Annotated in this window: 23 protein-coding genes and 3 pseudogenes; 17 read left to right on the top strand and 9 right to left on the bottom strand. The window is 58.4% G+C overall.

The window, feature by feature from the left end; genetic code table 11:
- The first annotated feature begins 39 nt into the window (after window positions 1-39).
- Window positions 40-1899, top strand: a complete 1860-nt coding sequence (gene recQ, locus C5748_RS14315) for a DNA helicase RecQ (protein ID WP_105742602.1) — start codon at window positions 40-42, stop codon at window positions 1897-1899.
- Window positions 1900-1943: 44 nt separating this feature from the next.
- On the opposite strand, the gene C5748_RS14310 is transcribed toward recQ, so the two are convergent.
- Window positions 1944-2975 (bottom strand): L-idonate 5-dehydrogenase, encoded by a 1032-nt coding sequence (locus C5748_RS14310; protein ID WP_105742601.1) that lies wholly within the window; start codon window positions 2973-2975, stop codon window positions 1944-1946.
- A gap of 111 nt (window positions 2976-3086) precedes the next feature.
- On the opposite strand from C5748_RS14310, the gene C5748_RS14305 reads away from it, so the two are divergent.
- The 3 genes from C5748_RS14305 to C5748_RS14295 are packed head-to-tail and all read left to right on the top strand — an operon-like array spanning window position 3087 to window position 5281.
- Window positions 3087-3854: an SDR family oxidoreductase gene (locus C5748_RS14305; protein WP_105742600.1), complete on the top strand. Its 768-nt coding sequence runs from the start codon at window positions 3087-3089 to the stop codon at window positions 3852-3854.
- Between the two features lie 7 nt (window positions 3855-3861).
- Window positions 3862-4359 carry a gluconokinase gene (locus C5748_RS14300; protein WP_199194797.1) on the top strand — a complete coding sequence of 166 codons (498 nt, stop codon included), beginning with the start codon at window positions 3862-3864 and terminating at the stop codon, window positions 4357-4359.
- 34 nt (window positions 4360-4393) lie between these two features.
- Window positions 4394-5281 carry an NAD(P)-dependent oxidoreductase gene (locus C5748_RS14295; RefSeq protein ID WP_105742598.1) on the top strand — a complete coding sequence of 296 codons (888 nt, stop codon included), beginning with the start codon at window positions 4394-4396 and terminating at the stop codon, window positions 5279-5281.
- A gap of 111 nt (window positions 5282-5392) precedes the next feature.
- Here the strand turns inward: C5748_RS14295 and C5748_RS14290 are convergent, their stop codons facing one another.
- On the bottom strand, window positions 5393-6190 hold the full coding sequence (locus tag C5748_RS14290) for a class I SAM-dependent methyltransferase (RefSeq protein ID WP_105742597.1): 798 nt from the start codon (window positions 6188-6190) through the stop codon (window positions 5393-5395).
- 107 nt (window positions 6191-6297) lie between these two features.
- On the opposite strand from C5748_RS14290, the gene C5748_RS14285 reads away from it, so the two are divergent.
- Genes C5748_RS14285 through C5748_RS14275 form a run of 3 tightly spaced genes read left to right on the top strand, consistent with a single transcriptional unit; the run spans window position 6298 to window position 9251 of the window.
- Window positions 6298-7437: an ABC transporter substrate-binding protein gene (locus tag C5748_RS14285; RefSeq protein ID WP_105742596.1), complete on the top strand. Its 1140-nt coding sequence runs from the start codon at window positions 6298-6300 to the stop codon at window positions 7435-7437.
- A complete protein-coding gene (locus C5748_RS14280) occupies window positions 7438-8502 on the top strand; it encodes a FecCD family ABC transporter permease (RefSeq protein ID WP_105742595.1) in 1065 nt (354 codons plus the stop codon). It abuts the gene before it with no gap.
- A complete protein-coding gene (locus C5748_RS14275) occupies window positions 8496-9251 on the top strand; it encodes an ABC transporter ATP-binding protein (protein WP_105742594.1) in 756 nt (251 codons plus the stop codon). Before C5748_RS14280 ends, C5748_RS14275 begins: the two co-directional genes overlap by 7 nt.
- Here C5748_RS14275 and C5748_RS14270 read toward each other — a convergent pair whose 3' ends face one another.
- From C5748_RS14270 to C5748_RS14255, 4 genes are all read right to left on the bottom strand, one after another.
- Entirely contained in the window at window positions 9252-10796 is a 1545-nt protein-coding gene (locus C5748_RS14270) for a DHA2 family efflux MFS transporter permease subunit (protein ID WP_105742593.1), read from the bottom strand.
- Window positions 10789-11997, bottom strand: a complete 1209-nt coding sequence (locus tag C5748_RS14265; RefSeq protein ID WP_105742592.1) for an HlyD family secretion protein — start codon at window positions 11995-11997, stop codon at window positions 10789-10791. The genes C5748_RS14270 and C5748_RS14265 overlap by 8 nt, the downstream gene beginning before the upstream one ends.
- Window positions 11990-12454: a MarR family winged helix-turn-helix transcriptional regulator gene (locus tag C5748_RS14260; protein ID WP_105742591.1), complete on the bottom strand. Its 465-nt coding sequence runs from the start codon at window positions 12452-12454 to the stop codon at window positions 11990-11992. The genes C5748_RS14265 and C5748_RS14260 overlap by 8 nt, the downstream gene beginning before the upstream one ends.
- 122 nt (window positions 12455-12576) lie before the next feature.
- Window positions 12577-12837: a hypothetical protein gene (locus C5748_RS14255; RefSeq protein WP_105742590.1), complete on the bottom strand. Its 261-nt coding sequence runs from the start codon at window positions 12835-12837 to the stop codon at window positions 12577-12579.
- An 81-nt stretch (window positions 12838-12918) separates the two neighbouring features.
- On the opposite strand from C5748_RS14255, the gene C5748_RS14250 reads away from it, so the two are divergent.
- Window positions 12919-13332, top strand: a complete 414-nt coding sequence (locus C5748_RS14250; RefSeq protein WP_105742589.1) for an MbcA/ParS/Xre antitoxin family protein — start codon at window positions 12919-12921, stop codon at window positions 13330-13332.
- Window positions 13329-14042 (top strand): RES family NAD+ phosphorylase, encoded by a 714-nt coding sequence (locus C5748_RS14245; protein ID WP_105742645.1) that lies wholly within the window; start codon window positions 13329-13331, stop codon window positions 14040-14042. Before C5748_RS14250 ends, C5748_RS14245 begins: the two co-directional genes overlap by 4 nt.
- A gap of 42 nt (window positions 14043-14084) precedes the next feature.
- Here C5748_RS14245 and C5748_RS14240 read toward each other — a convergent pair whose 3' ends face one another.
- Entirely contained in the window at window positions 14085-14360 is a 276-nt protein-coding gene (locus tag C5748_RS14240; RefSeq protein WP_105742588.1) for a hypothetical protein, read from the bottom strand.
- A gap of 315 nt (window positions 14361-14675) precedes the next feature.
- Here C5748_RS14240 and C5748_RS29630 point away from each other — a divergent pair, with 315 nt between their 5' ends.
- Together C5748_RS29630 and C5748_RS14235 are read left to right on the top strand one after the other, a co-directional pair.
- Window positions 14676-14873, top strand: a complete 198-nt coding sequence (locus tag C5748_RS29630; RefSeq protein ID WP_483428564.1) for a GFA family protein — start codon at window positions 14676-14678, stop codon at window positions 14871-14873.
- Window positions 14874-14996: 123 nt separating this feature from the next.
- Window positions 14997-15440 (top strand): annotated as a pseudogene (locus tag C5748_RS14235) (beta-barrel domain-containing protein); the annotation flags it as partial.
- A gap of 426 nt (window positions 15441-15866) precedes the next feature.
- On the opposite strand, the pseudogene C5748_RS14225 reads toward C5748_RS14235, so the two are convergent.
- A pseudogene (locus C5748_RS14225) lies at window positions 15867-15974 on the bottom strand (IS6 family transposase); the annotation flags it as partial.
- A 263-nt stretch (window positions 15975-16237) separates the two neighbouring features.
- On the opposite strand from C5748_RS14225, the gene C5748_RS14220 reads away from it, so the two are divergent.
- The 6 genes and pseudogenes from C5748_RS14220 to C5748_RS14200 all read left to right on the top strand — a co-directional run bounded on the left by C5748_RS14220 (window position 16238) and on the right by C5748_RS14200 (window position 22029).
- Complete coding sequence (locus tag C5748_RS14220) at window positions 16238-17701, top strand: ABC transporter substrate-binding protein (RefSeq protein WP_158259861.1); 1464 nt, start codon at window positions 16238-16240, stop codon at window positions 17699-17701.
- 2 nt (window positions 17702-17703) lie between these two features.
- Window positions 17704-18183: pseudogene (locus C5748_RS29490) on the top strand (ATP-binding cassette domain-containing protein); the annotation flags it as partial.
- A 216-nt stretch (window positions 18184-18399) separates the two neighbouring features.
- The gene (locus tag C5748_RS28895) at window positions 18400-19368 is read left to right on the top strand and encodes an ABC transporter ATP-binding protein (RefSeq protein WP_245429120.1); all 969 of its coding nucleotides are present in this window, start codon (window positions 18400-18402) and stop codon (window positions 19366-19368) included.
- Window positions 19365-20300, top strand: coding sequence for an ABC transporter permease (locus C5748_RS14210; RefSeq protein ID WP_105742583.1), 936 nt, complete (start codon window positions 19365-19367; stop codon window positions 20298-20300). The genes C5748_RS28895 and C5748_RS14210 overlap by 4 nt, the downstream gene beginning before the upstream one ends.
- A complete protein-coding gene (locus C5748_RS14205; protein ID WP_105742582.1) occupies window positions 20297-21163 on the top strand; it encodes an ABC transporter permease in 867 nt (288 codons plus the stop codon). Before C5748_RS14210 ends, C5748_RS14205 begins: the two co-directional genes overlap by 4 nt.
- 17 nt (window positions 21164-21180) lie before the next feature.
- On the top strand, window positions 21181-22029 hold the full coding sequence (locus tag C5748_RS14200) for a metallophosphoesterase (protein ID WP_105742581.1): 849 nt from the start codon (window positions 21181-21183) through the stop codon (window positions 22027-22029).
- 145 nt (window positions 22030-22174) lie between these two features.
- On the opposite strand, the gene C5748_RS14190 is transcribed toward C5748_RS14200, so the two are convergent.
- Window positions 22175-22438: a hypothetical protein gene (locus C5748_RS14190; protein WP_146119526.1), complete on the bottom strand. Its 264-nt coding sequence runs from the start codon at window positions 22436-22438 to the stop codon at window positions 22175-22177.
- Between the last annotated feature and the right edge of the window lie 11 nt (window positions 22439-22449).

The following is a 22449-nucleotide window of genomic DNA, read 5'->3' as shown; positions in this document are numbered from 1 at the left end:
CCTGTGCCATAATAACGGTCTTCACAAGAGAGCGATTCCATGGTGCAGATGCAAACCCGCTTCGATCCGCTGTTTGACAACGAGGTCGCGAAAAATCCACTTGCCATCCTGAAGCACGTCTACGGTTATCCCGCCTTCCGCGGCAAACAGGCTGATGTCGTCGAACGGGTCGTGTCGGGTGAAGATGCCGTTGTTCTGTTTCCGACCGGTGCCGGAAAATCGCTGTGTTATCAAATTCCGGCGCTCTGTCGCGATGGCGTCGGAATCGTCGTTTCCCCGTTGATCGCGCTGATGCGCGATCAGGTGGAAGCGCTGAAACAGCTGGGTGTGTGCGCCGCTGCGCTGAATTCCTCGCTGACGCGCGAAGAGCTTTTGGATGTCCGCCGGGCGATCGCCAACGGTGAGCTCGATCTTCTCTATGTGACGCCCGAGCGCATTGTAACACCTGCCTTCAAGGACATGATCCGCAATGCCAGGATTGCATTGTTCGCCATAGACGAGGCGCATTGCGTTTCCCAATGGGGACATGATTTCCGCCCGGAATATCGCGAACTCGGCCATCTCGCCGAGGCGTATCCCGGCGTGCCGCGTATGGCGCTGACGGCGACGGCCGATCCGCATACCCGCGAAGACATCATCGACAAGCTTGGTTTGCATTCGGCGGAGGTTTTCACGACGTCGTTCGACAGGCCGAACATCGCCTATGAAATCGTCGAGCGCGATCAGCCGCGCCAGCAGCTCCTGCGCTTTTTGTCGCGCCACAAGGGCTCAAGCGGCATCGTCTATTGCCTGTCGCGCGCCAAGGTCGAGGACACGGCCAAATGGCTGAACGGCCAAGGAATACGCTCTCTCGCCTATCATGCCGGCATGGACCGCGCGGTTCGCGACGCCAACCAGGATGCTTTCCTGAAGGAGGAGGATCTTTGCCTCGTCGCCACCGTCGCCTTCGGCATGGGCATCGACAAACCGAACGTGCGCTATGTCGCGCATCTCGACCTGCCTGGCTCCGTCGAGGCCTATTATCAGGAAACCGGCCGTGCCGGCCGCGACGGATTGCCGTCCGACGTCTGGATGGCCTATGGCATGGCCGATGTCATCCAGCGCGGCCGAATGATCGACGAAGGCAATTCGGGCGACGATATCAAACGTGTCGAACGCGCCAAGCTCAATGCGCTGCTCGCCATCTGCGAAACCCCCGGTTGCCGCCGGCAGGCGGTCCTTGCCCATTTCGGCGAAGCGCATGCGGGCAATTGCGGCAACTGCGACACCTGCCTCAAGCCGGTCGAGACCTGGGACGGAACGGACGCCGCCATCAAGGCATTGGCAGCGATCTATCGGACCGGCGAGCGCTTCGGCACCGGCCATCTCATCGACGTGCTGCTCGGCAATGAAAACGAAAAGACCACACGCTTCGGCCATATTGACATGCCGGTTTTCGGTGTCGGCAAGGATATTCCGTCCAAAACCTGGCAGTCGGTCTACCGCCAGCTTCTCGCCGCCGGCTTCGTCAGCGTCGATCATGCGGCTTTCGGCGCGCTGAAGCTGGAGCCGGACGCTCGCGCCGTCTTCAAGCGCGAACGCGAGGTTCGCTTCCGCAAGGACCGGCCAACGACGGGAAAGGCCTCGAGATCAGCATCATCGCGTTCGGCAAGTGGCAAATCCGCGCTGGAAGGGGCTGATATGGAGCTTTTCGAGGCATTGCGCGCCGCTCGCATGGCGATCGCCAAGGAGCTTTCGGTCCCGCCCTATGTCGTCTTTCCGGACACGACACTGGTTGCTTTCGCCACCGACCGCCCGACGAGCCGCGACACGCTCCTCGGCATCTCCGGTGTCGGCCAGTCAAAATTGGAACGCTATGGGGATGCCTTCCTGATGGTAATACGGGCACATCAGAGATAGACGGCTACCGCGCATCCTCGCAGGTCGCCAACAGATGTTCCGCTTCAAAACGACAACTGAACCTTCATCGACCGGCTGCGGTCTCCGGCGGCTTCGAAGGCCGCGACGGCATCCCTGAAGTCGAAGATCTCGCTCAGGAGCGGTTTCATGTCGACAGTCCGGCGGTTGATAAGATCGACGGCAAGCCCGAACTCCTCGTGAAAGCGGAAGGAGCCGCGCATGTCGATTTCCCTGGAGACAACGAGATTTTGGGGAATGGAAATGTCGCCGCCCAAACCCAGTTGCACGAGAATGCCGCGCGGCCGCAGCACCTCCATGCCGGCGCGCACGGCCCGCTCGTTCCCCGACGCTTCGAACATCACGTCGAAATAGCCTTTGTTCGCCGTGTAGGCCGCCAGTTCTTCGCCGTGCTCGGCGACATTGATGGTGCGGTCGGCGCCGATCTCGCGCGCCTTCTCTAGAACGGCGTCCATCACATCGGTTGCGACGATCTCGCGGGCGCCGTGAGCACGGGCCGCGATGATGGTGAGCGCGCCGATAGGGCCACAGCCTGTCACCAGCACGCGCTTGCCGAGGAGCGAGCCCGCTCTGTTGACGGCGTGGAGGGTGACGGCGAGGGGTTCTGCAAACGCTGCCTCGTTAATCGAGATGCCGTCGGCCACCTTGTGGCACTGCCAGCTCTCGGCGATCAGCCTTTGCCGGAACGCGCCCTGGATATGCGGCATCGGCATGGCGCTGCCGTAAAAGCGCATGTTCAAGCAGTGGTTCTGCTGGCCCTTGAGGCAATATTCGCACGCATTGCAGGGCCGTGACGGCGAAACGGCGACGCGGTCGCCGATCGCAAGTCCGCTGACGCCCTGGCCCAGCGCCACGACGGTTCCCGCCACCTCATGACCGAGGATCATCGGTTCGCGCAGCCGAATTGTCCCGAAGCCGCCATGATGATAATAATGCAGGTCCGACCCGCATATGCCCCCCGCCTGGATGGCGATCTCGACCTGCCCGGGCTTCATATCGCCGGTTTCACGGTCTTCTATTCTCAGATCCTTGGCGGCATGTATAATGACGGCGTCCATCGACTTCTCCTCAGGGCCCTTGCATATGTTATCGATAACATTTATGTCAAGCGCTATTACTACCGTAATTTTTGCTGCACCGGCAGAATAAACGAGGGATAGGGTGGAGATATGGCTTTTTCGCTTTTCAATCTAGAGGGCAAGCTTGCCGTCGTGACCGGGTCGAGCCAGGGGATAGGCCTGGCGCTGGCGACCGGGCTGGCGGAACACGGCGCGGCGGTCGTGATCAATGGGCGCAATGCGGAAAAGGTCGAAGCTGCAGTGGAAGACCTGAAAAAGGCCGGCCATAAGGCTCATGCGTCCGCTTTCGACGTGACCGACGCGGATGCGGTCAAGGTCGGGATCGATGGGATAGAAGCCGAGATCGGGCCGATCGACATCCTTATCAACAATGCCGGCATGCAGTTTCGCGCACCGCTCGAGGATTTTCCCGTCGACAAATGGCAGCAGCTTCTCGATACCAACATCTCCAGCGTGTTTTATGCCGGGCAGGCAGTAGCGCGCCACATGATCGCGCGTGGGCGCGGCAAGATCATCAATATCGCCTCGGTGCAGAGCGAACTCGCGCGCCCCTCGATTGCGCCCTATACCGCAACCAAGGGTGCGGTGCGCAATCTCACCCGCGGCATGGCGACGGACTGGGCAAAATACGGCCTGCAGATCAACGCCATCGCGCCAGGCTATTTCAAGACGCCGCTCAACCAGGCGCTGGTCGATAATCCGGAATTCTCCGCCTGGCTCGAAAAGCGCACGCCTGCCGGACGCTGGGGCGATGTCGAGGAGCTGGTCGGCGCCGCCGTCTTCCTGGCGGGTGATGCCTCTTCCTTCGTCAATGGGCAGGTGCTGCACATTGACGGCGGCATGACCGCGAGCGTGTGAGGTCGTGATGCGCGTCATCGTCATGGGCGTTTCCGGTTCGGGCAAATCTTCGGTCGGTGCGGCGCTCGCAGAAAAGCTCGGCCTGCCGTTTCTGGAAGGCGACACGCTGCACCCCAGGAGCAATGTCGAGAAGATGTCGGCGGGCACTCCATTGACCGACGAGGACCGCTGGCCGTGGCTCGACCTGATCGGCGCGCGCCTGGCGCAGGCGCCGGACGGAATCGTCATTTCCTGCTCGTCGCTGAAGAAAATCTATCGCGACCGCTTGCGGCAAGCCGCCGGATCGTCGCTTTGCTTCATTTTCCTTGATGGAAGTTTAGCCGACCTGCGCGAGCATATGGGCCACCGGACAGGTCATTTCATGCCGCTTTCCATGCTCGACAGCCAGCTTGCGACCCTGGAGCCGCCGACCGGCGAGCCCTTGGTGTTGCGGCAGGACATCGCGCAACCGATCGATCGCATCGTCGAAGCCAGCGCGGCTTGGCTGCGGAACGGCAGGGGATGAATTTCCCGATCCATCATTGGAGAGGACTATCCGCATGACACAAATGAAAATCGCCGTCGTCGGCGCAGGCATCATGGGTTCGGCGATCGTCACGCGCCTCCTCGAAACCGGCAACCGGATCAGCGTATTCGATCTCGATAAGTCCAAGGTGGGAGCGCTTGTCGACAAGGGCGCGGTGGCCGCAGCCTCGGCGGCGGAGGCTGCCGCGGCAAGCGATTATGTAATCTTGAGCCTGAACCATGCCGATATCGTACGCGCTGCCGTGTTCGGCAGAGACGGCGTCGCGGTCGCTGCAAAGCCGGGCAAGCTTTTGATCGACATGTCGTCCATCGATCCAAAGGGAACGGCTGAAATGGCCGCGAAGCTGGCATACGAGACCGGCATGAAATGGCTGGACTGCCCGCTTTCCGGCGGCGCACCCGGCGCGCTTTCAGGGCGTCTTACAATCATGGCCGGCGGCACCACCGAGGATTTCGAGCAAGGCCGTGCTGTCATGCAGCACCTTTGCGCCAACTATACGCTGATGGGACCGAGCGGTGCCGGCCAGACCACAAAGCTCATCAACCAGCTTTTCTGCGCCGTCGCCTTCCAGGCGGTAGCCGAAGCGGTGAAGCTTGCAGAAGCCGGTGGCGTCGACCCGGCAATCATTCCGCAGGCGCTGGCGGGCGGACGCGCCGACAATCGCATCATGCAGGAATTCATGGCGAAATTCGCCGCGCGCGATTACACACCGACCGGCCGGATCGATAATATGCTGAAGGATCTTGATTCACTGCAAGCCTTCGCGCTGAAGACAAAGACGCCGCTGCCGATGACCGGGCAGGTGGTCGAGATCCACCGCCTGCTCTGCGCGGCTGGTCTGGGGCCCAGGGATTCAGCGGAAATGATGCGGCTTCTCGACGGGAAAACGGCATCTTTTTGAGTGAAACTTCACGATAATAGATGCGATATCATGGGAAAATCGGCGGTTTTTCGCAAAGTTTAGCCGGTTTTTCGGGGCTTCGAATCGCGTGAATGTTATCGATAACAGTTGCTACAATTTGATCGCCTTGATAGCGTAACGGTGTTGCGTGCCTCGCGCCAGGCCTTTCCAAAGCCCCAGGTGCCTGGCCTGAGCGCGGTGAATCCGCCGCATATCGGTATCGATGATGATGTTCTGAAACCCTGCTTTTCTCAAGAGCTCCGCAACCGCCTCAGCGCGAGCGCCGCCGGAAAAATGGACCCGCGAGAGTATGCTCTGATGGGTCTTCATGAGTTGCTGTGACAATTGCATCGTCTCGGGATGTGCAAAGCCCAGTCGTCGGGAAAGATTTGAGAGTTTTTGGATGAACCGTTCGAGGGGAGTGGAGTTGACGAAGTCCCCGTCGACAATGAGAATACAACCGCCGGGCTTGAGAATGCGCAGCCATTCGGCAAAGGCCGCTGCCGGATCGACCAGGGTCCAGACCAGATGGCGGTTGACGATAACATCATAATGATTGTCCGGCTCCATGGTGCTTTCCGCGTCACCGAGCCGAAACGTAATATTGCGTCCTTTGGCCTTGTCGCGGGCCCGTTCGAGCATTGGCTCGGCCCAATCCATCCCCGTTACGTTGAAGCCGAGATCGTCCATCAGCAGTGACACGACCCCGGTGCCACTGGCGAGGTCGAGTGCGGTCCGGCCTTTGCCTTTGCCCAGATGCTTGACGATCAGACGATGCCACGCGGCTCGTTCGTCTTCGGAAAATATCTCGTGACCCGGAGACTGATCGAACGTCGCGGCACGTTGCGACCAATAGGCCTTGATTTCTTCGCGGAGGCTAAAATTCGATCCGATTGCTGGTCCGTCCATCACTCATTCCACTGACCCGATGATCTGGAAGTGTTCTAAAAGATATATATTGACTGCGAAACTCATGAAATAATAGAACGCTCCAGTTTTCCACGGAGTTACAAGCGATGCGGTTATTCGGCAAGGCAGCATTTGCTGCCATAAGTTGGCTTGCTGTTCTGTCAGGCGGAGCGCTTGCGGACAAGGTTACGATCAAGGATATAACTGGTCGCGATGTCGAGGTAAATGTTCCGGTCGAGCATGTCATCCTCGGCGAAGGGCGCCAGGTCTATTTCACCGCGATTCTCGACCGCGACAATCCGTTCAAACGTGTTGTCGGCTGGCGCGACGATCTGCCGAAGGCCGATCCCGAGAGCTATGCGGCATATCTCGAGATGTATCCCGAGATTGCCAAGCTGCCGACCTTCGGCGGCATGAAAGACGGGACATTCGATGTCGAGCAGGCGGTGGCGCTCAAGCCCGATGTCATCATCATGAACATCGATGCCAAGACCGCCACGGAAGAATCCGGATATATCGAGAAGCTCGACAAGGTGGGGATTCCGCTTGTCTATATCGATTTCCGCGAGAAGCCGATGGAAAACACGGAAGCGAGCGTCCGCATTATTGGGAAGCTCTTCGGCAAGGAAGACAAAGCCGAGGAATTCGTCAAGTTCCGTGCCGAGAATATCGCTGAAGTCACCGATGCCCTGGCGAAATCCAATGCGCCGAAGCCGCTGGTGTTCATCGAGCGCGCCGGCGGCTATTCCGACGATTGCTGCATGTCGTTCGGCGACGCGAATTTCGGCAAGATGGTCGAGATCGCGGGCGGCGTAAATCTCGCTAAGGACATCATCCCCGGCACGTTCGGCAATGTTAATCCCGAACAGATCATCGCTTCCAATCCGGATCAGATCATCGTCACCGGCGGCAACTGGCAGGGCTATGTGCCGGGGGGCAACTGGGTCGGCGTCGGCTATGGCGCGGATGAAAAGGAAGCGCGGCGCAAGCTCGATGCGCTGACCAAGCGCCCGGCCTTCACCGACGTGAAAGCGGTCAAGGACGGCAATGTTCACGCCATCTGGCACCAGTTCTACAACAACCCCTATCAGTTCGTCGCCATTCAGGAGATGGCGAAATGGCTGCATCCGGATCTATTCGCGGATCTCGATCCGGTGGCGACGTTCAAGGAATTGCACGAACGGTTCCTGCCGCTCGACTATAAGTCCGGCTATTTCGTCTCGCTCAAAGACGGACAGCCGGAATAAATGACCGTCATTTCCGAAAATAGCGCAACACCAGCGCGCGATGCCTACCGCGCGCTGGTGCTGCGCCGCACAGTGCTTATCGCGGTGCTCGTCGTGGCATTGTTCCTGAGCGTTTCCACCGACATGGCGCTCGGACCTGCGAACTACGCGCTTGCCGATGTGCTCAATACGCTGTTTCATCCCGGCGCGGTGAGCGATCAGATGCGCGTGGTGATCTGGGATATCCGGATGCCGATTGCGCTGATGGCGGTGACCGTTGGGGCATCGCTTTCGGTGGCCGGCGCGCAGATGCAGACGATCCTCGCCAACCCGCTCGCCAGCCCCTTCACGCTGGGGATTTCCGCCGCCGCAGGTTTTGGCGCGGCCCTTGCGCTTGTCAGCGGCGTTGCGGTCTTTCCGTTCGCTATCCAGTTCATGGTTCCGGCCAATGCCTTTCTGATGGCGATGCTGGCGGCGCTGTTCATCCACTTTGCCTCGACCATGCGCGGGGTGACCGTCGAGACCATCGTGCTTCTCGGCATCGCGCTGGTCTTCACCTTCAATGCGCTGCTGTCGCTGCTCCAATATCTCGCTTCCGAGCAGGCGCTTGCCGCCGTGGTGTTCTGGACGATGGGCAGCCTCACCAAGGCGACCTGGCCGAAGGTGGCGATAACGGCGGCGACCCTGTTCCTTACCGTTCCGCTGTTCGCCCGGCGCGCCTGGGCCTTGACGGCATTGCGGCTGGGTGAGGACAAGGCGGCCAGCCTTGGCGTCAAGGTGCGTTATCTCAGGCTGGAGACGATGCTGATCGTCAGCCTTCTCGCCGCAATTCCGGTATCGTTCGTCGGCACCATCGGGTTTGTCGGCCTTGTCGGGCCCCATATCGCGCGGATGCTGGTTGGCGAGGATCAGCGCTTCTTTCTTCCGGCGTCCGTCCTGTGCGGCGCGCTGCTGCTGTCGGTCACCTCGGTGGTAAGCAAGACGCTCATTCCAGGTGCTGTACTGCCCATAGGCGTAATGACGGCGCTCGTCGGCGTGCCATTCTTCTTCGTGCTGATTTTCACGCATCGGAAACGGTCATGGTAAGCATAGCGGTCGAACAACTCGGCGCGAAATACGGCAAGCACACCGTGCTTGCCGATGTCACGACCGGCGTGCTGAAGGGTGGCAGCATGACCGCCGTCATCGGGCCGAACGCGGCGGGCAAGTCGACACTGTTCAAGCGTATCGCCGGCCTGATTTCCGGCCCCGGACTGGTCCATTTGTCGGACACGGTTAAAGGCCACGACACCATCTGCTACATGCCGCAGGACACAGGCGCGAATGCGGTTCTCACCGTCTATGAATCGGTCCTGCTCGCGGCCAAGCAGGGATCGAGCCTGAAGGTCCACGACAGCGAGCTGCGCGAGATCGATCGTATTCTCAAAGCGCTCAAAATAGAGGCGCTTGCCTTCAAGAGCCTTGGCGAATTATCGGGAGGGCAGCGGCAGCTCGTGTCGATCGCGCAGGCCCTGGTCCGCAATCCCGAAGTATTGCTGATGGATGAACCGACATCCGCCCTCGACCTGTTCAGACAGGTCGAGGTTCTTGGTTTCATGAAGGAGCTGTCTTCGCGATCGGGCGTGGCCGTTCTGATCGCGCTGCACGATCTCAATCACGCCCTGCGCTATTGCGAGCAGACGATCGTCATTGCGGACGGTTCAATGGTTGTCAGTGGACCGACTGAGGAAGTGATATCGGAACATCTCCTGCGGGATGTCTATCGCGTCAATGCGCGTATCGAATCCTGCTCGAAAGGCCGCCCGATCATCATCATCGACGATTCGATCGTCTAACTATTCAACGGCGATACTGTGATCCACCGCTGCTGACGCTGCCGGCTTGCGCAGGAGAAAGACGAGCGGCATGACGACGAGCGACATCAGCATCAGCAGTTTGAAATCGTCCATATAGGCGATGATCGTTGCCTGCGAGGTAATGAGGCTGTCGAGAGCAGCGCGGCCCGCCGCCTTCATCGGATCGAGATTTTCCATGATCGCCGGCGCGTTGAAGGCGCGGTTGAACGGGGTGACATAAGATGCGATCGAGGCATGGTTCGTCTGCACGTTCTCGACGAGCAGCGCGGCTACGATGGAGATGCCGACGCTTGAGCCGATATTGCGCGAGAGATTGTAAAGCCCCGTGCCGTCGCCGCGCATATGGGCCGGCAATGTGGAGAAGGCAACCGTCGTCAACGGCACGAAGAGGAAGCCGAGCCCAGCGCCCTGGATGAAGCCGACCGAGACGATCGTCCATTGCGATACGTCGGGCGTCCAGCCGGTCATGTCGTACATCGCCCATGCCGTGAGCCCCAGGCCCGTCAGCAGCAGCCAGCGCGTGTCTACCTTGCCGATCAGGCGGCCGACAACGAACATGCATACCATCGTCCCCAGGCCGCGCGGCCCCATCACGATGCCGGCGGTGATGACGGGATAATCCATCAACGTCTGGAGATAGGGTGTCATCAGCGCCAGAGATGCCAGATAGGTCACGCCGATAACGAAGATGAAAAGCATGCTGACGGCGAAGTTGCGGTCCAGAAACAGGCGTGGATCGATGAAGGAGCGCTTCGCAGTGAATGTGTGCACGAGCAGCAGATAAAATGCGCTGGCGCATACCACTGCCTCTATGATGATTTCGCCGGAGGAGAACCAGTCGAGCTGCTCGCCCCGGTCAAGGAAAAGCTGAAGCGCGGCGATGGCGATGCTCAGCGTGCCGAAGCCGAACCAGTCGAGACGCGCCCGCAGATCGATGCTGGTCTCCCTGACGAAGGCAATGATGCCGGCAAAAGCGAGAAGCCCGATCGGTATGTTGATATAGAACACCCAGCGCCAGCTGATATGATCCGTCAGCCAGCCACCGAGCACCGGCCCGAGCACGGGCCCCACCATCACCGAGACGCCGAAAAGCGCCATCGCCGACCCCCGTTCCTCCACCGAATACATATCGAGCAGGATGCCTTGAGACAGGGGAACGAGTGCGGCGCCGAACAGGCCCTGCATCAGGCGGAAGCCGACGATCTGCGTCAGGGACTGGGCCAGGCCGCAGAGTATCGAGGCGACGACAAAGCCGGCGATCGCCGTCAGCAGCACGCGCTTTCGCCCGAACTTGGCGGCCAGGAAGCCGGAGGGCGGCGTCATGATGGCGGCGGCCACGATATAGGAGGTCAGCACCCAGTTGATCTGGTCGGCGCTCGCCGAAACGCTGCCCTGGATATAGGGCAGCGCCACATTGGCGATCGTCGTGTCGAGCGCCTGCATGATCACCGCCAGAATGACACAGGCGGTGATCGCGCCGCGGTTTATGACCGGGGCAGCACTTGAAGCCGTTGCGTTATCCATGATCCCGGCTGCCTGAATGGCCGAACATATTCGATACGAAATCAGGCAGGCCGCGGGCGTGGCCCGTCTCGACATCGACGGTCGCGCTCATGCCCACCCGCAGCGGCGGCTTGCCGGCCACATCGTCGATCTTGATGCGCATCGGGACACGCTGCACGACTTTCACCCAATTGCCTGTCGTGTTCTGTGCCGGCAGCAATGAAAAGCTGGACGCCGAGGCGGGACTGATGCCTTCGACCGTGCCTTTCCATTCGACGCCCGGATAGGTATCGACGAAAACCGTCACGGGCTGGCCCGGCTTGACATAGGTCAGCTCCGTTTCCTTCGGGCTGGCGGCGACCCACATATCCCTGGTGGAGACGAGGGAAAAGCCCTGTTGCGACGCTTCGAGATAAGCGCCGGCCTGCAGCGAATTGACATTGGCCACCACACCATCGAAGGGCGCGCGCACTACGGTATCATCGAGTTCGCGCTGGGCGTTGTCCACGGCAGCCTTCGCCTGGAGATAGAGCGGGTTCTGCTCGACCGGCTGGTCGGCATTGCCTCCGAGTTGGGCGAGCGTCGCCTGCGCCTGCGCCTTCGCGACATCGACCTTCTGCTGTGCACTTTCCAGATCGTGCTTAGCCTGATCATAAGATGCCCGTGACGCGGCCGCGCTTGACAGCAGATTCTGCTGGCGTTCGAAGTTCTTCTCATAAAACGAGATATCGGCCTCAGCCTGTTCTATCTGGGCAAGCGATTGCTGGTAATTCGCCTTCAGTGTGAGGATCTGGTTGCGCACCGCGCCAAGCTGCGCCTTTGCGCCGGCAAGTGCGATCCTGAAGGAAGCCGGCTTGAGGCGGAACAGCACCTGTCCCGCCTTCACGGGCTCGTTCTCATGGACAGCGATGGATTCGACAATGCCGGAAACGTCCGTCGATACACCCACCATGTCGGCCCCGACATAGGCATTGTCCGTCGACACGACCTGGCCACCGGTGACGTAGACATAGCCGCCAGCGATCAGGGCGATCGGCAAAAGCGCGAACAGGAGAGGACGCATCCGCCCGCGCCGGTTCATCGTTCTCGCAGGCGATGACGTTTCCTGCTCTTCTGGCTCCCGTGATGGGGAGGGCGCCTCTGCGACCTTTTCCAAAAGAACGTTGCGAGCGGTGATGTTTTCGTTTGCGGGGTCACGCAAGGGAGGAGATCCGTCAGCCATGGTCTTTCTTTCCGTCACCCGCCGGCGTGCGGCAGGTCTGCAAAATGTTCTTTTTCATATGTGTGAGGATTTCGACGAGATGATCGCGGTCGGCGTCGGAGATACCTTCGAGCGCTTCGCTGCGTGTCGCATCGCCGATCTTGCGCATCTCGTTCAAAAGCGGCTGCGCCTCGTCGCGCATATAAAGCAGCCAAATGCGGCGGTCGGTCGGGTGCGGGCGCCGCTCGATCAATTCGCGTTCTGCCAATTTGTCGAGAATATGGGCCAATGTGATCGGCTTGATTTCAAGGATTTCCGCCAGGCCTGCCTGATGTATCCCCTCGTTCTTCGAGAGAAAGGCCAGCGCCTGCCACTGCGACCGGGTCAGACCGAGATTGCCGGCACGCTGTTCGAACCGCTTGCGCAGTAGCCGAGCGACGTCATGCAGAAGGAAACCGAGGGTGGGTTGGGAATTCATCGACGAAGAGCCTGAAACTCGTAAGGATGCTTATGAGTTTTCCATATAGAAGGGGGATGTCATCCAGACAATGGCTTGCGATAGCGGCATCGGGAACTTTTTCGTTACCGCCGGGAGATTGGCTAGGACTGGATGGCGAGGGATATCACCAGCGCGAGCAAGCTGACGCTGCTGGCAACGGCACGCGCAAGGTGGGAATATTCCCAGCGATCGCGCAGTCGCGTCCATTGCAGCCTCTGGTCCTCACGCATCGCTCCGATCCGGAAGAAGGAAGCAGCAAAAGAGCTGACCGCATGGCCTTCCATCCAGTAGCTATTCACCGGCTGAACGGCGAACCAGAAGATCGCATTCATGGCGACCGTGCCGAGCAGTGCTATCAGCACGAGCTAGTTAGAATGCTGCATCGACAAAGACTTGCCATTTGGCATTAACTCTCCTATTTTAGGCCATATAGGAGATAAACCATGATCGCCCTGGTGCCCATCGATACCAAACCGCGGGACTTTTCCTCTGCGCCCCTGACGGATGACGAGGCGGGAGCGATGTTTCGGGCCGCGCTCAATCTTTTCCGCCTGTGGGATGTCACCGACGATCAGGCGGCTACGCTGCTCGATTTGCCGGTGCGGACCTATCGGCGTTGGAAGGCGGGCGAACTCGGCCGCATGGACCGCGATACCAAGGCACGGCTCTCGAACCTGATGGGTATCCACAAGGCGCTTCGGTTGATCTTCCGCGAGCCGCAACGTGGATATGCCTGGATTCAGGCGCCCAATGCGGCTTTTGGAGAAAGATCGGCACTCGATATCATGCTTGAAGGCGAATTGACCGACCTCATGCGGGTGCGGCGTTATCTGGACGCCGAACGCGGCAGTTGGTGATCGACATCGCAACCATACCGGTCTCTCCCATCCAATGGGAGAGGGCCGTTCGCATCATTCGCAGTTCGTTTCCACCCATCGACCTGTTCGAGGATATTGCTGATCCCGCCGATTGGCCGCTGCTTCTCGCCGCGGAACAGAAGACCAATCCTCGTCTGATGGAATCGATCGGCAATCTGGATCTGGTTCCGGCAGGCCGCCGTGTCGCGGGCCCGGGAGCCAGCTACCTCATGGCGCCCTTCACGCATATCAGCACCGATCGGCCGAGCCGCTTCAGCGATGGCGCATTCGGGGTGCTTTATGTAGGTGATACGTTCGAAACGGCGCTCTTCGAAACGATCTATCACCACGCCCGCTTCATGGCGCGTACACAGGAGAGCGCCGGCTGGACATCGCAGTTCCGCGAGATCGTCCTCGATATCGACGCCCGCCTGCACGATATCCGCGGCAAGCATCGGGCCTACTCGACCGTGCTTGATCCAAACGACTATTCTGAAAGTCAGCTACTCGGCCGAAGGCTGCACACGGCCGGATCAGACGGGCTGATCTATCCGAGCCTGCGTCGGCAGGACGGAAAATGCGTGGGCTTGTTTTACCCCGATTGCGCGAGGCATCCCGTTCAGGGCCGCCATCTCGATTATCACTGGGATGGCAGCCATGTGGACATGTGCCGCGACGCCGCTACCGGGCAGGTCTATCGGATCATCTGATGCGGACAGATCAGCCTCGCCCGGCGCGATGAAACCGGATGGTCATCGATTGTTCGAAAGCGCGGTTGCATCCAGTCTTAAAATTACCAGCCCGGATCTGTAAAGCGCATCAAGACGTCTTTCGATAAGGTTGAATAGTCCGCCCGTCGCTGCTTCGATTTCGTCCTTGGTGAAGCCAAGAGTCGTCAACGCCGTAAGAAATTGGGAGTACGTGGCTTCCACGATTTGCTTGCGGTTTTTCGGAAAGTCGCCCGGGAAAGGTAAATTATCACTCCATTGATCAACAATATTACAGAGCTGCCTGTATCTTTCTGTCATTGCTCTACCCCTCTGTATACAAAGTACGAAGTGAATTCATATTTGACTAGTCTAAATTTTTATATTTTTAATAACTAAACTTCAGATCGTCTATATCAACTGGATTGCGCGCATGGGTTGAGGGTCGTATGTTATTTTCCCCTTGAAGCCATAAGGTTTCTCGGGTGGCTGGTCCCATGCCCGTCCCGCGAAGTCGTGCGTGGGGCCAGTTCATTCGAACGCCTTTTCATCCGATGGTTGCCGGACAAAAGTACGGCGCAAAGTGCCGCAAATGTCTGAGTGGAACAATGCTCCACCATCTTGGTTTTAAGCGCCATGGCAGAAAACATTGATTGGAAAGGAGGGCATTTGTGCGGCAAGCGGCATTACCGTTTCAGGCGTACGCCATCCATTTCAGCCTATTGCCATTGCACCATGTGCCGCCACGCGACCGGAGAACACCGGTATTATGGAGAAAACTCACCAAATATGATGCTACACATCCGATATGATGATGTATATTATTTGGCTTGATGGATTTTGCGAAATATGATCGTCCGAATACAGTTGCTGCACTAGCATTACAGTTTCAATTTCTTTCGCGGTCTGAATCCATGGGTTTTGATGGTTCGGAGATCATGGATGACAGGTGCCTTCGCGCCGCAGTCAGGCGCCGTGCATCAGCTTGCTGTCCACACGGTGGGCGGGGTGGTTTCGCCAGCCGATGTGATCATGCTGATCGTGCCCGCCAGTGACGATCTTGCACTCGAGGCGCAGATCGCTCCTCAGGACATAGACCAGCTCCAACTCGGACAAAAAGCCGTCCTCCGGCTATCGGCGTTCAATCAGCGGACCACTCCTGAACTGCAGGGGCAGGTTGGGAGAATTGCGGCCGATCTCACTCAGGATCAGCGCACGGGTCTTTCTTACTATCTGGTCCGGATCTTTATCTCCGCCGACGAACTCGCCAAGCTTGACGAGCTTGCATTGGTTCCCGGTATGCCCGCGGAGTCATTCATTCAGACGGGAGAAAGGACGGCCTTGTCTTTTCTTGTCAAACCATTGAGCGACCAGATCAACCGGGCATTTCGCGAGGAATAATCTCCATCAGCACAGTCGAGCCGTGTACCCGGCGCAAGGCAAAACAGCCGCAATTCAACGTTATATTGCTTGCACAAACATATTGACGATGCGCGCTCATTTAGTTGGCGCGATTTCGTGGTGAAGGTGAGGGATGTCCGCACAAATCTCCGCGATGTCGAAATCGCGCTTGAGAAGCACCCAAGCGTCAAGACTTCGGTCGTCTGCCAACGGGCAACGAGCAGTGGGTATCATCGAGGCTATAGAACAAGATCTAGGCATTACGCTGGTTACCGCGAACCAACTCATCCTCTGGCATAGTCTGAAACTCGCGAACCGCAGCCCTGTCATTCAAGGTTACGGCCGTCTTTTCGCGACGCTGGGATAGGATGAACAGGCCCGTTGCCAGAGTACGCCCAGGTATTCATGCTTTGTTCGCTTTTGAGCCTAAAGAGGTGCAAGCAGATCGTTCTGGTCGTTGACAGTCCAACTGCTGGAGAAGCCGCTGCCCTTCGGCGTGTTCTTCTTCATTCGGAGGCGGTCGGTCTCAATGCCGCCCTTTGAAATCATCTCCAGGGGTTTCGCTCCGACGTTGCGGCTCCCGCGAAGCATCGGCCCATAGTGTGCCTCCTTCCATTCAAAGGAAAATAATGCACCATCAAAAGCCGCGATCGAACACCTAGTTCATCAGGCTGTTAAATAACGCATGTAGCGGGGGGAAACTTCAACACAGAAGGCTCTCCCTCCCAATGCTTCGCACGAAACTCCTACCTCTATTAGCCGGCGTTCTTTTATCTACTGCGTCCTATGCGGCGGACTTGACGATTGCAGTTCAAAAGGTGCCGGACTTTCTGGATCCGGTCCTGGACAATTCCAATGTCAATGAACGCATCATGTGGTCGCTGTTCAATACGCTGGTGACCACAGATTATCGCGATGGCGGTAAACTCAAGCCCGGTCTTGCAACCGAATGGAAAATTCTCGACGCGCAGACGATTGAGTTCAAGTTGCGCCCCGGTGTGAAGTTCCACAATGGCGACGATTTCAACGCCAAGGATGTGGTTTTCAGCTTTTCGCCCGAGCGCACCGGGCAAGAGAAGAACGGTGCGAAGCCGGTTCTTTCCATGCCATTCCTTGGCGGAATTGATAAAGTCGATGTGATCGATCCGCTCACGGTTCGCATTCATATGCGCACGCCGGATGCACTGATCGTGCAGCGTTTTGCTAATTATCCGGCCCAGATTCTTTCCAGGAAGGGGTTTGAGGATGCCGGTTCCATGGAAGCCTATTCCAAGCGTCCCATTGGCACGGGACCCTACAAACTGTCTGATTTCAATCTCGGCGAACGGGTCATTCTGCAATCCTTCGCTGGTTATTGGGGTGAGGAAAAGGCTGCGGCCGGCAAGGTGACGTTCACGGTCGTTCCCGAAGCGTCCACACGCATTGCCGGTCTGCTATCGGGCCAGTTCGACATCGTAACCGAATTGAATCCGGACAATTTCCAGCAAATTGAAAGCTCTTCCAATGCCGCTATCGTCGGTGGTGCGGTCGAGAATATTCGCGGGGTCGTCTATGACAGCACTGGCTCCATCCTGAGCGACCCGCGCATCCGCGAGGCGCTGGATCTGTCCATCGACCGTGAAGCGATTGTGAAGTCGCTCTATAACGGTAAGACGGAAATGCCGAATGGCTGGCAGATGAAAACCTTCGGCGCTATGTATCTGGCCGATAGGCCGGCCCCGGAATTTAATCCCGGCAAGGCAAGGGAATTGCTGAAGGCGGCGGGCTATAAGGGCGAGCGCATCTCCTATCGCACGATGAACGCCTATTATACCAACGAGATCGAAACGGCGCAGATTCTTCAGGGCATGTGGTCGGCTGTTGGGCTGAATGTTCAACTCGATGTGAAGGAAACCTGGGATCAGATCAATGAAGACACTCCTGACCGGGCGATCTTCAACGCCTCTTTCACGGCTTATTACCCCGATCCAATGGGCCAGTTCTGGCGTCGTTTTGGTACGTCATCGAACTGGGCGGCAAGCAAGATTTTTGTTGTCGACCCGGAGCAGGCCTCGCTTGGCGAGACATTGGCGACCAGCATGGACACGGATGAGCGCCGGAAAGTGTTCGCAGAGATGCTGGATCGTTTCAATAGCAATCCGCATGGTTCAGCCTTGCATCTGCTCACCCAGTTCTTCGGTGTCAACAAGACCCGTCTGACGCTCGATACGATGCCGACGAACTATCTCGACCTGACGACAGCCGGTGTTCAGTTCAAGTAAGCATGATGACAAACGCAACGCACAATATCCAGCAGGGAAGTTCCCTGCTGGATATCACGAGCTTACGGGTCTCTTTTAGTGGGTCCGATGTAATTCAGGGCGTGGATTTTGCCCTTGGCCGGGGTGAAATCCTCGGTGTCGTCGGCGAATCCGGGTCGGGGAAAACCGTGACGTGCCGTGCTTTGATCGGGCTTTTGCCCGATCAAGCGGCCAGTTCGGGGCGCATGATGTTTGATGGTCGGAATTATGACCTGTCCGACCGGGCGGCCTGCGCCGGGCTGCGCGGACGCGATATTTCCATGATTTTTCAGGATCCGATGAGCGCACTCGACCCGCTTATGCGGATACGCCGCCAGCTTGCCTTGAGGGGGGCAGGCGGCGCGCAAGCCGAACAGCTGCTGGCGCAAGCCGGTTTTCCTGATCCGGCAAGTGTTCTCGACCGTTATCCGCATCAGCTTTCCGGCGGTCAATGCCAGCGGATCGTCATTGCCTGTGCAATGGCATCCAGCCCCCGGCTGCTTGTCGCCGATGAGCCGACCACGGCGCTCGACGTCACGATACAGGCCGGCATTCTTCACCTGTTGCGAGAAACCGTCCGGCAGCGCGGCATGAGCATGCTTTTTATCACGCATGATCTCAGCGTCGTATCCGAACTGTGCGATCGGGTTCTTGTCATGCGATACGGGAAGATTGAGGAAGTGGGCAAGACCGACCGGCTTCTTCGTCATCCACGCGCCCTCTATACGCGCAGCCTGCTGGCCGCGATCCCGCGTCCGGAAACCAAGGGGCAGCGCCTTCCGACGCTAGAAGACATGCAAGCCGGGACGGATATGCCGCCCATGCCGCCTGCGCCTTTCATCAATCGCAGCCATGAGCCGGTTCTGCGCTTTCGCAATATCTGTGTGGATTACAAGCGGTCGGACGGACAGGCGTTCCGGGCGGTCGATGACATCAACCTTGACATTTACGGCAATGAGATTCTGGGCATTGTGGGTGAGTCCGGTTCCGGCAAAAGCACATTGGCCAAATCCGCCGTCGGGCTGGTGAGACCGTCGATGGGCGAGGTTCTGATTGAAGGGCAGCGCGTCGATTGGGACAAGGCGGCGCGAGCTGAACGACGCAAGATTCAATATATCTTTCAAGACCCGCGTGGCGCGCTCGATCCTGTCCGCCGGGTGCTGTCACAGGTTCGGGAACCGCTGGATGTGCATGGGATCGGTGAAAGTGCCGAGCGCGACTGGATCGCAGCGACGGAATTGGGCCGAGCCGGGTTGGAGCCGCGCCACTATCAGCGCAAGCCCGGCACTTTGTCGGGCGGGCAGCGCCAGCGCGTGACCATCGCCCGCGCCCTGGCGCTCGATCCCAAAATTCTGATTTGCGATGAAAGCGTTTCCGCGCTGGATGTGTCCGTACAGGCGCGCATCCTCAACACTTTGCTTGAAATCCGCGCGCAGCGAAACATCGCAATCCTGTTCATCAGCCACGACCTGTCGGTGATTCAGCATCTGTGCGACCGGATCGTCGTCATGCAAGCTGGAAAAATCGTTGAATCCGGATTGACCGATGTGGTCTGGCAAAACCCGGCTGAGTCCTATACGCGCGAACTTCTCCGGTCATTGCCGCAATTGCCGGTCGCAAACAGGTACGAAGAGGTTTTGCCCGCATGATCCGCTGGTTGCTTGGCCGGTTGGGACGGGCTGTCATAACCTTGCTCCTCCTGATCGCGTTCACATTTTTCGCCCTGAAGATCAGCGCGGATCCGGCCTTGCAGATTCTTGGCCCTGATGCCGGCAAGGAAGCTGTCGAGGCTTTTCGCCAGAAATGGGGACTGAATGAACCGCTCTGGCGTCAGTTCCTGACCTATCTGGCCCATGTGCTGCAACTCGATCTGGGCATGTCCTACCGCACCAATGCGTCGGCCCTGCAACTGGTGCTGTCGCGGGTTCCGGCAACGCTTGCCCTCATGATCCCGACAGCACTTGTTGCGTTGGCGATCGGTGTGCCGATGGGCATACTGGCTGCCTATAAGCGGAGTACGGGATGGGACCGGTGCATCACGCTGATCGCCATTGTCGGTTTTGCCATACCGAATTTTCTCATCGGTATTCTTCTGATTTATCTTTTCTCCGTGAAACTCGGCTGGCTGCCGCCTTCGGGTATCGTTGACTGGCGCTCCTTCCTGATGCCCATGTTCACGATGGCGATTGCAGAAGCGGCGATTTTTGCGCGTTTCACCCGCTCGGCCATGATCGAGGTGCTGGAACATCCGATGATCGAAACGGCGCTGGCGAGCGGTTTTACCAGAGGCAAGGTGCTGCTTGTGCATGTTCTGCCGAATGCCGGACTGCCCCTGTTGACGATCGCCGGCTTGTTCGTCGGCAGTCTGATCGGCGGCGGCGTGGTGACGGAGAATGTCTTTTCCTGGCCCGGCACCGGGCGCCTGCTGGTGGAGAGCGTCGGTGCTCGCGATTTTACTGTCGTGCAGTGCACGGTTCTGCTGATCGGCGCGACGATGATCGTGGCCAATCTGCTGGTGGATGTCTGTTATCTCTGGGTTGACCCGCGCCTGCGCGACGCAAAGTGGAGGAGCAAATCATGACTGGTGCCACAAGACTGGCGATTGTGGAGAAAACGCCTGTTTCGGCACCCATGCCGCTCCTGGTCAAGCTTTCCATTCTGTTCACGCTGCTGCTCGTTGCCTGCGCGCTCAGCGCGCAATGGATCATGCCCTATGAAGTGGCGAAGACAAACCTGTTGCACCGTTTCGCACCGCCGCTTCTATTTGGCGGCGACTGGGCCCATCCGTTCGGAACCGACAATCTGGGGCGGGATATGCTCTCTTTGGTGCTGCGCGCCATTCAGGTCAGCTTTCTGATTGCTTTTGTCGGGACGATCGGCGGCGCGATTATCGGCACAATTTTGGGCCTGATCGCTGCCTGGTCTGGCGGGATCGTCGATGACGCGATCGGCATTCTGGTGGATTTTCAGGCGACCATGCCATTTCTGGTGCTGGTGCTTGCCCTGCTGGCGGTACTTCCCGGAGCGGATATGACCCTGTTTATCGTCATCATGTGCATCTATGGCTGGGAGCGGTACACAAGGTTGGCGCGTTCGGTTGCCCTGTCGGCGAAGGAGTCAACATTCGTGCAGGCGCTGACCGTGACCGGAACGCCTGCCTGGCGCATCTATCTGCTGCACATCCTGCCCAATGCGATGGGCGTGCTGCTTGTCAATATGTCGCTGAATTTCCCGGCGACGATCCTGGCGGAAACTTCGCTCAACTTTCTTGGGATCGGCATTCAGCCGCCCGACACCAGCCTTGGCGTTTTGATGGGCCTTGGCCGCAACCACATCTACAACGCGCCCTGGCTGGCTCTCATACCGGGGCTGATTATCCTGTTTGCCACACTATCCGTCTCTCTCATCGGGGACTGGCTGCGCGACAAATTCGATCAGGCCTGAACGAAAAAGGAAAAACAATGACAAAGATTATCGTACTAAGCGACCTGCATCTGGGCGCGCCGGGAACCGTGAAGTTCGGGCTGGATACGCAAGAAAGACTGGCAAAGGCTTTTGACGAGATCAACAGGCTTTATGCCGACGCCGATCTGTGCGTTTTCGCAGGCGATATCGCGGATGAAGCCGATCCTGAAGCCTACCGTTTGTTCGAGCAAATGCGCACACGCCTTGCAATGCCGCAATATGTGATGCTGGGCAATCACGACGACCGGCAGGTCTATCTCGATAATTGCACGGCTCCGATGCTCGACGCCAATGGCTTTGTTCAGGGATCGCATGAAGTAGGCGATATGCAGGTCGTCATGCTGGACAGTTCGGAACCCGGTCATGTCGAAGGCATCTTATGCCCGGCGCGCCTTGGCTGGCTGGCGGAGCAATTGGCGCAAGCCAATGGCAAGAACCAGAAAGTCATTCTGATCGTGCATCACAATCCGCAAAAGCTCCATATGCCGGTTGATCGCTATAGTCTGGCGGAACCGGAGAAGCTGATGGCGGTGCTGAAGGAAAGCGGTGTTCCCATCCCGCTCATCATAGCCGGGCATTGCCACATCACGACAGCCGGTAGCTGGGGCGGATACCCGGCGGTTACCATTTCCGGTAACCAGCACCGCGTCGCCCCTTTCTTTCCCGGCATGACCGGACAGCAGGCCTGCTACGAAGGGTCAGCCCAATTCGGCATCGTCATCTGCGACGGAGACGATTGCACCGTGCATTTCCATGGCTATGTCGATCGCAATATCGAACTCCCCGCAGCCATGTTTCCATGGAAGAAAGATCAGTGGCAATATATCCCTGCGTTCTTGCGTTAACAGGTCGCTCCGCTTTAGGAGGGCTGGCGCACGCCGCGCGCATGGCGCTCGAACAAGAGGACACCAAGGTCTTCCTTCAGCGTCTTTACCCGCGCGCTCACTTGATTGGCTAACGCCTAGTGGAGGGGGTGCCCACACGTACCGGTTAATCTATCCGTGCCGTGGCCATAAAGGCCTTGGTTGGTAAGTGGATCTTTCCGCTGGTATCGGCGTAGCCGTCGAAGGCGGCCTGCAGCGAGTTACGCAGCAATTCTGCTTCACTCGCCGTCAACGCTTGATATCCGGGAAAGCTCTTGAACATCGGATCACATTCACTGACCACCTCAGCCGAGGAAAACGGGCTCCAATCCGCTTGTGCGACATGAACATCAACGTCGGTACATCCGACGTCTTGCAGGCTGTCTCGCAAGGATTGTTCCG

Source organism: Phyllobacterium phragmitis (genome assembly GCF_002980495.1).
Taxonomy (GTDB): Bacteria; Pseudomonadota; Alphaproteobacteria; order Rhizobiales; family Rhizobiaceae; genus Paramesorhizobium; species Paramesorhizobium phragmitis.
The sequence above is the reverse complement of the archived record's forward strand: the minus strand, read 5'-3'. Positions and strand labels throughout refer to the sequence as shown.